Consider the following 16,621-nt stretch of genomic DNA (forward strand, 5'->3'; position numbering starts at 1 on the left):
ACGACTGAATGTTTCCAAGGAGTGTGCTCATGGATAACAACCGCGAAGTCACGTTCAACGATATTCGTGCACTCCATACGGCTGACGAAGCGGAGATACTCAACGCCTTAATCAAAGGCACGGGCATTGATTTAGACACGCGGCAGCGTGCGCAATCCCGGGCCGTCGATCTCATAGAGCGGATTCGAAGTGCAGGCCAACCCGGTCTCATGGAGATGTTTTTGGCCGAGTACGGGCTATCAACTAACGAGGGCATTGCTTTGATGTGCCTGGCGGAAGCTCTGTTGCGAGTACCTGACCCGGGAACAATCGACGCCCTTATCGAAGACAAAATCACGCCTTATGACTGGAGTGAGCACAGCGGGAAGTCTGGCTCTTCTTTAGTGAACGCCTCAACAATTGCGCTGATGATGACTGGTAGGGTGCTGGACGACGACAATTCAGCCAGTGTGTCCGGGCTCCTTAATCGCACCGTAAAACGATTGGGCGAACCCGTCGTTCGTCTTGCAGTAAAACGTGCCATGCGCGAAATGGGGAACCAGTTTGTTTTAGGACAAACGATTCAGGAGGCTCTCAAACGCGCTGAGGATGAGACCCGACGAGGCTTTCGTTACTCCTTCGATATGTTGGGTGAGGCTGCGCTCACCCAGGCCGACGCGGACAACTACTTCGAAGCTTATGCGGATGCCATTCGTGCGATAGGGCAATCGTCTCCCGATGGTGCCATGCATGAGCGTCCGGGAATTTCTGTAAAGCTCTCCGCTCTGCATCCACGGTTTGAGTATGCAAAACGAGATCGTCTACTCAAAGAGCTGGCACCCAGGCTCAACGCACTTGCGCGTCTAGCCAAAGATGCAAACCTCGGACTCAATGTCGACGCAGAGGAATCTCAGCGACTCGAGCCTTTTCTACATATTGTCGAAGCTGCACTGTCTGATGAGGATCTTGCTCAGTGGAATGGCTTTGGCGTGGTGGTCCAGGCTTATCAAAAACGCGCCGGGGCCGTCATAGATTGGTTGTATCAGCTCGCCACAGGGCTTGATAGGAAAATCATGGTGCGCCTCGTGAAAGGGGCCTACTGGGACTCAGAGGTAAAGCAGGCGCAAGTCGAGGGTGTCGCCGACTACCCGGTGTTTACCCGACGCAGTGCAACAGATGTGTCTTACATCTGCTGCGCATCCAAACTTCTGAGCATGACCGATCGACTGTATCCCCAGTTCGCTACACATAATGCGCAAACCGCAGCGACGATTGTCGAACTGGCAACAGGCCGCAAAGACTATGAGTTCCAGCGCCTCCATGGCATGGGTGAAACGCTGTTTAATCAGCTTATTGCCGACGGTGCGAACTGTCGTATCTATGCACCCGTAGGCCCGCACAAAGATCTACTCGCGTACCTAGTTCGCAGACTGCTGGAGAACGGCGCAAACTCCTCCTTCGTCCACAAAGTAGTCGATCCAGCATATACGCCTCTGTCATTGGCAGCGGACCCCTTCAACGCTCTGGACAAGATTCGCAGCGCTCGGCCAGCAGCGCTTTGCGATCCGGCAAACATCTACGCACCAAAGAGAAAAGCCGCTCGCGGCTGGGACCTTAACAATGACAACGTCGTCAGGGAGCTAGACCTGGCGAGAGACCCATTTTTGAAGCACCGATGGCGGGCCGATCCCATCCTGGCAAAAGACAATGGGGGGACCGAGTCTCAAGCACACCGGGTAATCGCTAACCCCAGCAACCCCGAAGACGCTGTGGGAGCTTGTGTGGACGCATCGCTTAGCGATTGCGAAAGCGCCATTTCGGCTGCAAAGGACTGGCAGGACGCAACCGCTCAACAGCGCGCGATAGCTTTGCGACAAGCGGCAGATCTCTTCGAAGCCAACGCCGGAGAACTCTTGGCTTTACTGGCACGAGAATCCGGCAAATGTACCCTCGATGCGGTGGCAGAGCTGCGCGAGGCGGTAGATTTTCTGCGCTATTACGCTGACCGGGGAGAGGAGCTGTCCGGGCAGGCTCCCCGAGGAATCATTACCTGCATCTCGCCATGGAACTTCCCCCTCGCGATATTCACCGGACAAATCGCCGCCGCGCTGGCCGCTGGCAACGCTGTACTGGCTAAACCCGCGGAGTCCACACCTCTTGTCGCGGCGGCGGCCGTGCGGCTGGTTCACGCAGCCGGTGTTCCTCGCGAGGTTTTGCAGTTTCTCCCGGGTGATGGCTTGATAACGGGACAGGCACTAACCTCATCACCACGCATCGCGGGAGTTTGCTTTACCGGCTCCACCGCTACGGCAAAGATCATTAATCGAGCCATGGCAGAAAATCTCTCTCCGTCGGCACCGCTCATTGCAGAAACCGGGGGCATCAATGCGGGAATTGTGGATTCCACCGCACTGCCAGAGCAGGCAATCCGCGATGCCCTTGCCTCTGCATTCCAGTCAGCAGGACAACGCTGCTCTGCCCTGCGTATTCTCTACATTCAGGAAGACGTCGCTGACGTCCTTCTGGACATGCTTCACGGTGCAATGGATGAGTTGGATATCGGCGACCCCTGGTCCCTTGCTACGGACATAGGCCCGGTCATCAGTCCTGAGGCCCAAGCGTCAATTCAGGCCTACATTCAAACTGCAAAACGGGAAGGTCGTTTGTTGAAGCAGTTAGCGGTGCCCAGCAGTGGACACTTTGTGGGCCCCGCGGTGATAGAGGTCACTGGCATAAAGGATCTGGCGGCGGAAATCTTTGGGCCCGTGCTGCACGTAGCTCGGTTTGCCGCTGCAGATTTTGAGGAGGTGCTCGACAATATCAACCACAGTGGCTATGGCTTGACCTTTGGTCTGCACACCCGCATCGACGAGCGCGTCAAAGAAGTCTCCACCGCAGTGCATGCAGGTAACCTTTACGTCAATCGCAATCAAATCGGTGCGGTTGTCGAATCACAACCTTTCGGCGGTGAGGGATTGTCCGGCACAGGTCCAAAAGCTGGAGGACCGCGCTATGTGCAACGTTTTCAATCGCCCCAGGAAGCCCAAAGTTCGTGTGTTGCTGACGCGGATCTTAGCGTTGTAGGAGTGGATGTCGTGCAATCGGCTATTACCGCGCTCAACTGGCATGAAGCCCAAGCGCTTGAGGAACAGGAAATGCCGGGGCCCACGGGAGAAGCAAATCGTTTGGCGCTTTGGCCACGGGGCCTGGTAGTTTGTCTTGGTCCCACGGCCCAAGATGCCGCAATACAGGCAGGAACGGCGAGGCGTATGGGCTGTCCTGCGCTGATGATTGCTCCGGGCGTTGATGGCTCTCAAGGTATTGACGGTTGGCTGCCGAGAGAGGCGCTCAAAAGTTTGTCGGGAATCGCCGTGGTGGCACTTTGGAGTGACGAGCAGGACCTTCGCAAAGCCCGGCAGGCTCTGGCTGCGCGCGACGGTGCGCTCGTACCACTGGTGACCGCCGACGACCTGGAGGGCTACTGCGTGCATGAACGTCACACCTGCATCGACACCACAGCCGCGGGGGGCAACGCCAGCTTATTGGCCGCTGACAGTGACTGAGCCCAAGGAAGCTTCGGGCCAGTGGATTTATAAGCCTCTTAAGAGCTATTCTTCAATACATAACAAGTGAACAGACGACGCATTTCGCATGCACGCCGTTCCGACAATAAAACTAGAGGTAGAACATTTATGCCACAACGATCCTTCGCGTCTTCACTCATCGCCCTGACTTTACTCATAGCGGGTCTGAGCTCTGTTGGCACCTCAGCTCAAGAAGACCAGGGCTTGCAGTGGTCAGTAATGCCCTACCTTTGGGGATCGACGACGGAGCTGGATCTTACTTTTCGAGATGCCAGTGTCAGTCCAGACGAACTCAGTTTCAAAGATCTGGTAGACACGCTGGATGGCGCCTTCATGTTCCAAACCGAGATCGGTGCTGGCTACTGGAGCGTATTTGCTGATGTTACCTACCTCAAGATCGCAAGCACCGATATACGAGACCGAATCAGCGTCGATGTGGATAGCACCCAAATTTTTGCCGATGGCGCAGTAGCTTATTGGCCTCAGGGCTTTGGCTCGGCACTCAGCGTTTTTGGCGGTGTTCGCCACTCGAGTTTTGACAATAGTTTTGGATTTACAGCTACCAATACAGAGATACCACCGGCGGAGAGAGTGTCAGATACCGATTACAACGATCTCCTCTTGGGCCTTCGCTATCACACTCCCATTTCCGATCGATGGGATATCCGCACCTATGCTGACTACGCTTTTGGTGATTCCGAGGGTGTCTTCGTCATCCGCGGAAGCTTCGCCTACAACTTTGGCAAGTCAGGGCAAAATGCCGCCGTCGTGGGCTATCAATACAAAGAGGCAGAGTTCACAGAGGGCGATCAGACAAACTCCTTCACCTACTACGGCCCACTAGTCGGCGTGGAGTTTAGTTTCTAAGGTGTCTCTATTTGTTGGGTAGATCCAACTGATCACTCAGTTGGCCTCACTCTGAGTCACAACACTCCAGACATGACCGAAAGGGTCGCGCAGTTTGCCTTCATATTCGTAGCGCTGTACTTCCTTAGCAGCAAAAGCTGTCTTGTAAAACTCTATCGCCGCGGCGCCATCGCGCACACAGAGATAGGGAGCAACTGCCTTCAACATACCATCCTCCTTTCATCGCTTCTCAGTCTTAGCCTCGAACTCGAAGACTAGAAATGGTGTAGCTAAAAGATCTACTCCCAGTCAGGCGCCGCCACCGCAGGACCCGCGACTGCGTTAAACGCCGCGACATCGTCACTGACCAGAGACTCCCACGCCGACATCGCTTCCTGCCATTGAGGCCGCAGATCATCCAGACGATCTCTTTGACCACGTGTCAGACCCAACACCGCGTTATCTGCTTGCTGATAAACATCAATGAGGAACGCATCTATGCGCGGATGGAAATTCAGCACATCCTGAAAAGTTTCCCGCTGCGGCGTGGTCACTGACTTTTGCCAATCCTCCAATGAGGACAACAGCGACTCAGCTGCTTCAGAGACAATGTCATCCCCCGCTTCTTTTGCCAGCGACTGACGCAATTTCACCTGCTTTTGAATACTCTGCAGACTGGCGACACGTGCATAGATTGCATCGAGCATGCTAAAGGCTTCATCAACAAAGGCCTGCTGCTCTGCTATGGCATCCGCTTCGTAGTTGTTGATGGGATCCCAGCTCACCATCACGGTTTGTTCCTGCACTTCTTCGCCTAGTGTCAGACGCACGGTGTAGTCTCCCGGCGCTACGGCGTAACCCGCGATAGCCTTGTCTGCACGAGCGCCGTATACGACATCATAGTTGAGGGTCTCGCTTGAATCCGTTCGAAGATTCCAGACAAATCGATTGAGGCCTTTCTCCGCAGGGATAGCTCCCCTGCCGCCCTCGACACCTTTCTTTGCGTCTGTCTCGAAGCTACGAATGACGTCTCCCGCGTCATTCAGAATCTCCAAAGAGAGAGACTGCTCTTCCAGATCAAGTTCATCAGAAAGCGCGTAATACAGAACCGCACCATCGGGAGCACTGGGTGCCACGCTCTCGCCACCCCCCGCTCTACCCTTTGTGGGCGTCAAACGAATCGCAGGGGTGGGTGCGTAAAGGTGCGCGGTCGCTGATTCATGTTCATCGTCAAACTGCCGCAGTGGCACGATGTCATCAATCACCCAGAAGGCACGTCCCTGAGTCGCGAGTACGAGATCGTTGCGACGAACCATCAGGTCCGTAATGGGAACAATCGGCAGATTCGTCTGAAATGCCTGCCAGTCCTTGCCACTGTTGAAAGAGATGTAAAGGCCACGCTCCATGCCGGCAAAGAGAAGCCCCGCACGCTCGGGATCCTCGCGCACTACCCTCACAAAATGCGCCTCGGGCAGTCCATCAGTGATAGATGACCAGCTGCGGCCGTAGTTAGAAGTGCGGTACACGTAGGGCTCGTTGTCACCTTCCTTGTACTTCATCACCACGACATACGCGACGGAAGGGTCATGGGGGGACACTTCAATGGCATTAATCAAGCCTCGTCCCGCGTTCTTGGGCGTGACGTTATTCCAGTTCTCTCCGCCGTCTCGCGTTACGTGAACAAGACCATCATCGCTGCCCACCCAAAGGGTATCGGGATCATGGGGACTCTCTGCAAAAGAGAAAATCGTATTGTATTGCTCGATGTTCTCGTTGGTGTAGGGACCCATGCCCTCACCCTGTTTGTCTAATTCATTACGGGTAAGGTCGGGACTCGCCTCCATCCAATCAAAACCGCGATTCACCGACTTCAGCAACACATTGCTACCGTGATACACCACCTTGGGGTCGTGAAGAGAAACATGGATCGGTGAGTTCCAGTTAAAGCGATACTTGGAATCACTTGCTAACTGACCCAAACCTGTTTCCGCATAGGCCTTTATGGAGCGACTGGTGCGCGTCTCTGTGTCGAACTCGTCGATTAGACCGAGATAGCAGCCGGCATAGGTATAACGCGGATCGTTGGGATCCATAGCCACATAAGCGCTCTCACAACCGCCATGCACTTCCCAGTCATCCCGGCCAATTTGACCATCCCGGGATCGGCTACGTATCGCCACCGTGGAATTGTCCTGTTGCCCTCCGTAAATGCGGTACTCAAATGCGTTGTCCGTATTCACGCGATAAAACTGTGCCGTCGGTTGATTGTCCTGACGCGACCAGGTGTCCGCTCCGTCAAAAGACACATTGGCACCACCGTCATTTGCGTTAACCATCCAGTCTGAATTGTCGGGATTGATCCACAGGTAATGGTTATCACCGTGAGGCGTTTGCACCTGATTGAAAGTCTTACCGCCATCAATGGACTTCATAAACGGTGCATTCAGCACGTACACCGTGTTTTCATCATTTGGATCAGCAAAAATATGCATGTAGTACCAGGAGCGCGCCCGAAGTACTCGTTCCTTGTTCACCTGAGTCCAGCTATCACCACCGTCATCAGATCGGTAAAGGCCTCCTTCGTCCCCTTCGGCTTCGACGATCGTCCAAACCCTACCCGACTTAGCGCCGGATACAGCAACACCCAACTTACCCATACCGTCGGGCAGATCATCAACCAGACGTTCCCAGCTCTCTCCGCCATCGGTCGAGCGCCAAAGTCCACTGCCCTCGCCTCCCGAGCGCAGCTTCCAGGGAGTACGCTGGTTGTCCCACATTGCAGCAAAGAGGATGCGCGGATTACTGGGATCGATAGCCAGGTCGACAGCACCGGTGGTCTCGTTGAGAGGCTCCAGTACACGGCGCCAGGTTGCACCACCATCGGTCGTCTTGAATACGCCTGCGTCATCTGCCGGCGCGTAGGTATTCCCCTGCGCAGCAACCCAGATAGTGTCCGGGTCTGTTGGATGAATACGGATTTCACCAACCTGACGCACGTTCTCAAAGCCGATGTGAGTCCAGCTCTTTCCTGCATCAGTGGATTTGTAGACACCGTCCCCTTGTGAGGAGGCAATGTTCCTAAACGGTGACTCTCCCATGCCCACAACCACAACATTGGGGTCTGATGCCGCTACGGCGATCGCGCCTACCGCAGAGGAACCAAAGTCGTCATCGGAGACAGGATTCCAGCTAGCACCGGCATTCTCGGTTTTCCAAACACCTCCCGTGGTGCCCATGTAGTAAACGTGGGGGTTTTCGCGAACGCCCACCGCTACCGTGGCACGCCCTCCACGAAAAGGCCCAACATTGCGCGCCTCGATACCATCAAAGAAACTTCGATCCTCATCCGCGCTGAAAACGGCGGTCGATATCGAAGACAGAACAAGGCCCAAAAAAGCTAGAAACAGCGTTGGCTTCATGATTAACCCTTAAAATGTGTCCGTTATTGTGGCAATACCGTAATGTCAAAAGTATATGTCAGAATCAATCTCGATGAACCCCGTAGCATCTGACCCACCGCCTAAGGATAAAGATCCATGTCAGCGAGTCGTTGTTTTTCTCCAAGCCCATATTCCCAAAAACGCTCCGCTAGGCGGGTCGTAGCCACGTTTCTAAAGGCCTTAGCCCTTGTCTTGCTCACTCAATCAGTTGTCGCAAGAGCCGCTATACCTCTCACTCTGGACGATGTGTTTGCCTCGCCGAGCCTCTTTGGTACACCACCTTCAGCACCAAAGTGGGCTCCCGATAGTCGAAGCTTTGCCTTCACCTGGAACGACAAGGGGCTGCCTGATCGTGGTTTGTGGCTTTCTTCGGCCGATGGAAAACAGCTGCGACAGATTCCTCTCCCCGACACTTCTACCTCGCTGCGTGATTTCGTCTGGCGAGGGGATGGGCAATCCCTGCTGGTCCTTCAGGGTGGTGAACTTTGGCAAATCGCCACCAGCGATGGATCCGCAGAGCATTTGGGAATCCTCGGTGATGGCGTATCCACACTCACTATGGCTCCCGACGGTCGACAGCTAGCGTTCCTCAAAGGGGGTGACCTCTGGATATTCGACCTGGAGAAGAAGACTCTCAGGCCACTTTCAGATCTGGGAATACCGCCCTTATCTAATCTGACGATCGGACGCTACAACAGAGCCGAGCGCGAAATAGGCCCGGGGATTTGGGGCGGACCCACCTATGCGTGGTCGCCGGACAGTAAGCGTATTGCCGTTCACCTTGTGGATCGTCAAAGCATGCGCAAAGTACCCTTTCCAGATTACCTTGCAGCAGAGACCACTCCCAACGAGATACGCAGAGGCTATCCCGGAGACGCCAACGAATCCCGTCAGGTAGGCATTATCGACCTTAGCGATGGCCGGTTAGAGCGTCTACCGCTTGAGAAACCAGATGCCCGACAAGTCATTGGCTTTTCCTGGTCGGGAAAAGGCGTATTGCTACTGGACATCGCTTCGGACACTGCAGAGGACCGCTGGCTTTATCGGGTAGACGAGCAGAACGAACTGATACTCGTGTGGCACAGTAACAGGCCAAGCCGCATTTATACGGCCTTTGCGTCTGCTTGGCATTCCGACAATGAACGGATTGTTTTTCTCAGTGACCTTGATAATCGCTACGGGCTCTACCAGATCAATGCATTCACCCCAGAGGAATTCCCAAAGCGCATCAGCAACGCAAACACCGATGTATTAAGCGCTCCCCATGTCACAACATCCGGGGAGATCTTTTACACGGCTAACCTACCATCGCCGGCGGAGCGTCATGTATTGCGCATAGGCGCAAATGGAGGACCCCCAGAACAGCTCACACGGCTTCCGGGATACAACAGCGCGCATCCGTCTCCCGATGGCGCGCAGCTAGCCTTTATACACAGTGAAGCAAGCCTTCCACCTGAGATCTATACGCTTACCGCGCCCGGGCAAGTGTCGCACCGCGTCACTCATTCTCCATCGGAGCGTTTTGAGAAGCAGGACTGGGCCCGAAGTCGCTACGTGAGCTTTCCGAGCCACATTGATGACTACACTCTGCACGCACGAATATTAGAGCCACCCAATTTGGAGCCCGGTAAAAAGTATCCCGTGCTCTTTGGCCCCATGTACTCAAACACCGTGCGCAACCGCTGGAGCGGCCGATACAGCCGAATCCAGCAGCTACTGGTGCAGAAGGGCTATATCGTTGTGCAAGTTGATATGCGAGGTAGCACTGGTTATGGACGGGATTTTCGCGAAGAATTTCTGGTGGACTTTGCCGGTGATGACATTGAAGACATCGTAAGCGCAGTGGATTACCTGAAATCCCAACCACACATGGATATCGAACGGATGGGAATTTGGGGAAGCAGTTACGGTGGGACGCTTTCGATCTATACCCTGCTAAAGAAGCCTGGCCTCTTTCGTGCAGGTGTTGCCGCTGCCGCAGCGGTAGATCCGCATTTTTTCGGTACCGACGATGTGGCCATCGTTCGTCGCCCCGACACGCACCCGGAGGTATTTCTCAACACCGCGGCCCGTTACGCCGAGAACCTCGAAGACCACTTACTGATTATTCATGGTATGCAGGATCAGGTGGTGCCCTTCAAAACTACCGCCGCTCTGGCCGATCTCTTGATTAAGAAAGGCAAAGACTTTGACTTTGCCTTTGCGCCGGGTGCTACTCACAGCTGGAGCCGGGAAGCTCATTACTCCCGCTACCTCTTTGGGAAGATGCTGACGCACTTTGATCGCTACCTCCTGCCCGAAGCGGCTGCGTCTAAATGACGGGAACAAGATCTCTCTAAGACGTTACACTGAGATGCCGTATCGCCCCTGATCGCAGGCCTTGCCTCAACTGCCCGCGTGAAGGCTTTTATCCGTGTTTGCTTAAGGAGTATCTCCGAGTGACTCAATCGATTTCGTCTATGATCCTAGCCCGCTCGCTGCTAAGTGGCTGCCTGCTCGCCACGGCCGTAGCAGGCTGCAGCAATCAGCAATCCGACGACGGCGCTATGGCACCCGCCTCAGTAATCGCTGCGCTCGAGGCGGCAGCGCGTGGCGAGGCCCACCCCGACGACCTGCACCCGGACACCGTAAAGTCCGGTAAAGCAATGACCCCCATGCAAGCCGCCTTTGATGTACAGCACTATGCTCTGACACTCAAAGTTTTGCCCGAGAGCCGCTCTATTCAAGGTAGCGTCGCAGTCCGATTTGATGCCCTTGAGTCACTGGATACCGTGCAGCTTGATCTTGATCCACGGCTTGCGATTGAAGGCGTAACGATGGGGGAAACATCGCTCAATGTGCGCCGCGAAGAAGGTTCATTCATGGTCAGCCTGCCCGACAGGCTGGCGGAAGGTGACAGTGCCACAATAATTGTCGCCTACGGTGGCAAGCCGCACGTAGCATTGGCACCCCCGTGGTTTGGCGGCTTTGTGTGGTCCGAAGTAAACGGCACTCCGTGGTTCGCTACCGCTGTACAAGGTGACGGCTGTGATTTGTGGTGGCCCTGTAAAGATAACTTCGCCGACAAACCTGACCAGGGGATTGATCTTGCGATCTCCGCACCCAAAGGCGTCAAAGTCGCCTCTGTTGGCGTACTTCGATCTGTAGACGAGGGCGATGATGGTTTCGATACCTGGCACTGGAGCTCAAGACATCCATACTCCGGGTATGCCGTTGCAATCAACGGCGGTCCCTTCGAGTTAGTCGAGGACGAGTATGAGGGGATCAACGGTAGCCGCTATCCGATACAGTTCTGGGCACTTGAAGAAAACGCCGACAAAGCTCGCGCGCTTATCAACTCAGACGTTATCCCCGACCTCGAATTTTTCGAGCGTATCCTGGGACCCTACCCTTGGGGTGATGAGAAGGCCGGTTTTGTTGAGACCCCACACCTTGGCATGGAACACCAAACTATTAACGGCTACGGAGAGCAGTACAGGCGTGGCCGCTATGGTTATGACTGGCTCTTGCACCATGAACTAGCCCACGAATGGTTTGGCAACGTCATGACCCACGCCCGCCCCGAGGACGCCTGGCTTCACGAAGGGTATGGTGCCTATATGCAGGCGGTCTACTCCGAAGAAACAGTTGGTGCGATGGGGTACTTCGACCACATGTATGGGGCCTATACAAACAACGAGCACTGTCTTCCTGTGGCCAATCCGGAGGTAGAAGATGCGGGGGAAGCCTTTGATAACCGTGATATCTACACCAAGGGCTCATGGATGCTCCACAGCCTTCGTCGACACATTGGCGAGGAAGCCTTTTGGGCAGGCACCCGGCGGCTGATCTACGACACTGCAGAACCCTGGGATCTGAGCTACCCCATTCAATCGCGCTATCGCTCTACGGAAGACTTTATAGACATTATGTCTGATGAAGCGGGGGAAGACGTCAGCTGGCTAGTGCAGACCTACCTTCGCGAAGCAGGCATGCCAGAACTTGTCACAAGCCGTGACAATGGTCAGCTGTCGCTATCCTGGAACGTCCCGGGCGATCGAGACTTCCCCATGCCCATTGACGTCAGTATTGACGGTGAAATCACGGTAGTGGACATGTCCTCGGGACCTCAGAGCCTGTCTCTACCCGACAATGCTCGGGTAATCGTCGATCCCGAGAGTAAAATTCTCCGAACACTACCTATCATCGGTGACTGTTCAGAACAAACCGAGCAGCAAATTCTGGACAACATAGAGCGCTTTACGCGCATGGCAAAAGACTACGGCTGGCAAAGAGACTAAACCATGACCCCCCTTACGATCCTTACGGAAAAACTTCGCACTCTCACTGGGGTACTACCCCTGGCTGTAGCACTGTCTCTGGGCACACTAAGCACCCTTGGGAGCAGCCCGGCGCACAGTCAACTTATCAGCGATCCTGTAATGCCCGACATTCTCGACCTCGAGGCACGGGCAGCCACTGTTGATCGCTGGCTAAAAGAGCGACTGGATACGCTGGTCCAACCGTTAATGCGCAAAGAAGGCGTCGATATGTGGATCCTCGTCGCCGGTGAATACGACGAAGACCCCGTGGTAAAAACCATGCTCCCCGCCACCTGGCTCGCAGCGCGGCGTACCACCATCATGATTTTTCACGATCGCGGCGGTAACGAAGGTGTAGAACGTCTGGCGGTAGCGCGCTACCCCGTCGCGGATCTCTTCCCCTCAGCATGGAACCCCGAAGAGCAAGGCGATCAATGGGAGCGAGTGGCAGAAGTCATCCGTGAGCGCAATCCAGCTACCATCGCTATTAACACCTCCGAGGACTACCCCCTCGCGGATGGCCTGAGCGCCGGCATGCGACGGAAGTTAGAGCGAGCGCTCGGCCCTTTGACCGAAAAACTCGTCGAGAATCACAATCTCGCCGTAGGCTGGCTCGAAACACGCACCGAGGCCGAGATGGCCGCCTACCCTACGTTGGTGCGGATCGCTCACTCAATCATTGCGCAAATGTTTTCCGAAGCCACGATCACGCCGGGAATCACGACAACCGAAGATCTTCGCTGGCATCTGAGACAGCATGTCTCGGATCTTGGCCTAGGCACCTGGTTTCATCCGAGCGTGCATGTGCAAAGAGCCTCACAATCCGCGTTTTCCATCGCCAACATGAGTTTGGATGAGGGCGACATCATCATGCCCGGCGATTTTCTTCATGTAGATTTTGGCATCACTTACCTCCGACTTAACACGGACACGCAGCAACATGCCTATGTTTTACGCCCGGGTGAGACCGAAGCACCCAAAGGCCTGAGAGATGGATTGGCGGCCGCTAACAAAGTGCAGGACGCGCTGCTAGCCAGCTTTAAGACCGGTCGCTCGGGAAATGAGATGCTGGCGGCCGCCCGAAAGGCGATTGAAGCACAGGGCATAAAGGGCACGATTTACACCCACCCTTTAGGCCTCCACGGACACGGCGCCGGCCCGACCATAGGGATGTGGGACAACCAGGGGCCCATGCCGGGCGCCCGAGGGACCTATGCCCTTAGACCAAACACAGCCTGGTCCATCGAACTCAATGCTGAGGCTGCCGTACCCGAATGGGACGGACAACTTGTTCGTTTCATGACCGAAGAGGACGCTTTTTTCGATGGTAAAACGGTGCGTTACCTGGATGGGCGGCAAACTGAAATAACTCTGATCCCCCGCCAGAAATAGCGCCACAACCAAAAGGTAAGAGCGGGCTTAACGCTCCCGCTCTTCATCGAGGCCCGGCGCTTTTATCTTGATAAACGCCTGGGCCTCGGGCTCCACGTCCAGCAGGACGAAGTTGTCGATCACAGGGAAACGATCCGGCAACGCTGTCACCCACTCCTGATAAACCAGTAGAAAATCGTCTTCGATCTCTGCACCGATCGTATCAAGCTTGATAGCCTCGTCCTGTCCTTCCGTCGAAAGAAGCGTAAAACGCTCGTCTACGTACAATGCGACAAGCGCCAAGCTGCGAAGCTCCTCGATGGGCTCTGTTCCGCCCATGTAGCGATTCACCACGATGGCGTCAGCCAGATGCATACGATGCACAATCTCAAAGCTCTCGCCAGACCAGACGATATCCGTCCAGACCGCGTGACCGCGGTGAGCGCCAGCCGGCATAATACAAAGGACGAGAACTGCGCTGAGAATCCAGCGCAGAGTTTTGGAAGTAGCGGCGGTAGAGGTGTCTTTCGCTTCAGCCGCCATTCGCTGGTTTCAGCGGCGCCGATTTGCCATCGTCCGCATTTACTTTGGCGCTGTCCTTGAGTTCGTGCAGCATATCGGCCATCAGATTGCGCTTTTTGGAATCCGACTTGTAAGCCGACAGGCGTGACTGATGAATCGCGGATGGGAAGCGATTATTGCTGTAATCCGCGTCAGCAGTTTGATGTCTTCGGTCCACTTCAATGTACGCAATGGGCTTATCTTCGATGAGCCTGTGCGTCACCTTGATCGAATTCTTGCGCCAAATCTCTGCAGCCAACTCCAGTTCACGGCTACTGCCATCTTCGTACTGGATGTGAAGCATCAACGGTGACGGTACTCCACCAAGGTTTTCGAAGTCTACGAAGTAGAAATAGTCATCGTCTTCGATCGCCTGGTTAAACGCTCTTTGCTCCCAGGGCTCAAGCTTCTTGAACTTATCAGCCGCAGAGTTACGATCTTTGTTAGTCACTGTGTAGCGGTCATTCTCGCTATACAGATCTTTTAAAGCTTCAAAGCGCTCTTCGCGCGGCACAATGCCTTCCGCCTGATTGCGTTCAACATTTACTGGTACCGGATTGTCTCGATTGTGCTCATCACGGTCGAGGGGGTAATCGACATCCGGGTCACCCGACTTGAGTTGGTAGGCGCGAACATCGGTGATCGCCATGTCAACGTAGTCCGTGGTGTAAAACCAAGCTCTCCAGAACCAATCCAGATCAACACCCGACGCGTCTTCCATGGTGCGGAAGAAATCCGATGGTGTGGGCCGCTTGAACTTCCAGCGTTGAGCGTACTCACGAAAAGCAAAGTCGAAGAGCTCTCGACCCATTACCGTCTCGCGAAGAACGGTCAGCGCCGCGGCAGGTTTGCTGTAAGCATTAGGCCCCAGTCGCAAAACAGAATCCGACTGCGTCATTACAGGAACCTGATTGGGCGACATCATGTACTCGGGAATCATATCCAGTACGTTAGTCTCGTTAATCAGGGAGTTAGAGATGCGCCGGAATGCGGGGAAGTCCTCCTCCCACTCAAGCTCAGCAACGTACTCCAAAAACGTGTTCAGGCCTTCGTCCATCCAGGTCCACTGACGCTCGTCGGAGTTCACGACCATGGGAAAATAAATATGCCCCACTTCGTGAATAACAACACCGATCAGGCCGTACTTGATACGTCGGGAATACGCTAGCTCCGCTGCCGCGCGCGACTCAGCAGACTCAGGATCATCTTCCTTTGCACGAGGAGGATCTGGACGATAACCATTGAAGGTAATCATCGGGTACTCCATACCACCACCTTCCCAGGTATTTACGGACTGCGCCGTGGGATAGGGATAGTCAAAAGAGAAACGGCTGTAGACGTCCATGGTGTGGACGACTGCCTGCGTGGAGTACTTGGACCAGACCGGTTCAGCTTCGTTGGGATAGAAGGACATTGCGAGAACACGCTCATGCTTCGCACCCGGCTGCTCATGAGCCATGGCGTCCCAAATAAACTTGCTGGAACTTGCCCAGGCAAAATCTCTCACGTTTTCTGCTTCAAAGCGCCAGGTACGCGTGCCTGTAGCCTCCGTCTTCTCGTTCGCCAGAGCTTCTTCTGGTGTAACTACAAAGCGAGGCTTATCGGAGCCGGCGCTGGCGAGTCGTTCCTGCTGCTCACTAGTAAGCACGTCACCGGCGTTAGCCAGGGCTCCCGTCGAGGAGACAATGTGATTATCCGGTACCGTCAGTGAGACGTCGTAATCACCGAATTCGAGGGTGAACTCTCCACTCCCAAGAAACGCCTTGTTATGCCAGCCATCGTAATCGCTGTAGGCTGCCAGGCGCGGGAACCACTGAGAGAGAAAGAAAATCTGGGTATCGGACTCGTAGAACTGTTCGTAGCCACCGCGACTGCGCACGGTATCGCGCTCGATAATGTCAAACGTCCATTCAACATTGAAGCTCACATACTCGCCGGAAGCCAAAGGCTTGGGCAAATCAACGCGCACCATGGTATCGACAACGACGAAAGGCATCTCTTCGCCAGACTCGCCGGTAAAGCTCAAATTGCGGTAACCGTAGTCACCCACTGACACAGCCTGATGATCACGAAGGTTCCGGTAGGAGACTCGATCTGAGCTCACCGTGCGTGAACGCCGATCCAGAGAGTCCTTCTTGAATCGGTTTTGATCCAGTTGCAGCCACAGGTAACGCAGCGCATCGGGAGAATTATTGGTGTAAACAATACGAGCGCTGGCATCAATACGCCGCGCGTCTTCATCAAGTCGGGCATCGATGTCGTAATCTGCCTGCTGCTGCCAGTAAGCATGCCCCGGCGCGCCGGACGCCGTGCGGTAAACGTTAGGCGAAGGTAGCTCCTGCCCGAGCTGCGCAAAAGCGTTCGCGCCAGAGCCGATCACATCCTGAGCACTTACCGAAAGAGATAGAGGGGCTAGACCCGCCAAGACAAACCCGATTGCCGGGAGAATTAAGCGATAACGCATAATAAAATCATTAAACCGTAGGGAAAAAACAGCGGCGAAGGTTACCAGATGCGATGGGGTCTTGGGGAGTGCCAC

9 protein-coding genes are annotated in these 16,621 nt (G+C 54.8%); 5 read left to right on the forward strand and 4 right to left on the reverse strand.

Annotation, left to right across the window (positions count from 1 at the left end):
* The first annotated feature begins 29 nt into the window (after positions 1-29).
* Together putA and R0137_RS00450 are read left to right on the forward strand one after the other, a co-directional pair.
* On the forward strand, positions 30-3,542 hold the full coding sequence (gene putA / locus R0137_RS00445; RefSeq protein WP_407327745.1) for a bifunctional proline dehydrogenase/L-glutamate gamma-semialdehyde dehydrogenase PutA: 3,513 nt from the start codon (positions 30-32) through the stop codon (positions 3,540-3,542).
* 129 nt (positions 3,543-3,671) lie between these two features.
* Entirely contained in the window at positions 3,672-4,430 is a 759-nt protein-coding gene (locus R0137_RS00450) for a hypothetical protein (protein WP_407327746.1), read from the forward strand.
* 36 nt (positions 4,431-4,466) lie between these two features.
* Here the strand turns inward: R0137_RS00450 and R0137_RS00455 are convergent, their stop codons facing one another.
* Both R0137_RS00455 and R0137_RS00460 read right to left on the reverse strand, forming a co-directional pair.
* Positions 4,467-4,637: a hypothetical protein gene (locus R0137_RS00455; protein WP_407327747.1), complete on the reverse strand. Its 171-nt coding sequence runs from the start codon at positions 4,635-4,637 to the stop codon at positions 4,467-4,469.
* Positions 4,638-4,708: 71 nt separating this feature from the next.
* Positions 4,709-7,828 carry a WD40/YVTN/BNR-like repeat-containing protein gene (locus tag R0137_RS00460; RefSeq protein ID WP_407327748.1) on the reverse strand — a complete coding sequence of 1,040 codons (3,120 nt, stop codon included), beginning with the start codon at positions 7,826-7,828 and terminating at the stop codon, positions 4,709-4,711.
* 213 nt (positions 7,829-8,041) lie between these two features.
* On the opposite strand from R0137_RS00460, the gene R0137_RS00465 reads away from it, so the two are divergent.
* The 3 genes from R0137_RS00465 (at position 8,042) to R0137_RS00475 (ending at position 13,542) form a co-directional block, all read left to right on the forward strand.
* Positions 8,042-10,168, forward strand: a complete 2,127-nt coding sequence (locus R0137_RS00465) for a prolyl oligopeptidase family serine peptidase (RefSeq protein WP_407327749.1) — start codon at positions 8,042-8,044, stop codon at positions 10,166-10,168.
* 119 nt (positions 10,169-10,287) lie between these two features.
* Positions 10,288-12,129, forward strand: coding sequence for a M1 family metallopeptidase (locus R0137_RS00470; protein WP_407327750.1), 1,842 nt, complete (start codon positions 10,288-10,290; stop codon positions 12,127-12,129).
* Between the two features lie 3 nt (positions 12,130-12,132).
* Complete coding sequence (locus R0137_RS00475) at positions 12,133-13,542, forward strand: M24 family metallopeptidase (RefSeq protein ID WP_407327751.1); 1,410 nt, start codon at positions 12,133-12,135, stop codon at positions 13,540-13,542.
* A 27-nt stretch (positions 13,543-13,569) separates the two neighbouring features.
* Here R0137_RS00475 and R0137_RS00480 read toward each other — a convergent pair whose 3' ends face one another.
* Both R0137_RS00480 and R0137_RS00485 read right to left on the reverse strand, forming a co-directional pair.
* Positions 13,570-14,064: a DUF6702 family protein gene (locus tag R0137_RS00480; protein ID WP_407327752.1), complete on the reverse strand. Its 495-nt coding sequence runs from the start codon at positions 14,062-14,064 to the stop codon at positions 13,570-13,572.
* Positions 14,054-16,546 (reverse strand): M1 family metallopeptidase, encoded by a 2,493-nt coding sequence (locus R0137_RS00485; RefSeq protein ID WP_407327753.1) that lies wholly within the window; start codon positions 16,544-16,546, stop codon positions 14,054-14,056. Before R0137_RS00485 ends, R0137_RS00480 begins: the two co-directional genes overlap by 11 nt.
* Between the last annotated feature and the right edge of the window lie 75 nt (positions 16,547-16,621).

The sequence above is a fragment of the Congregibacter brevis genome (assembly GCF_045689245.1).
GTDB classification, from domain to species: domain Bacteria; phylum Pseudomonadota; class Gammaproteobacteria; order Pseudomonadales; family Halieaceae; genus Congregibacter; species Congregibacter brevis.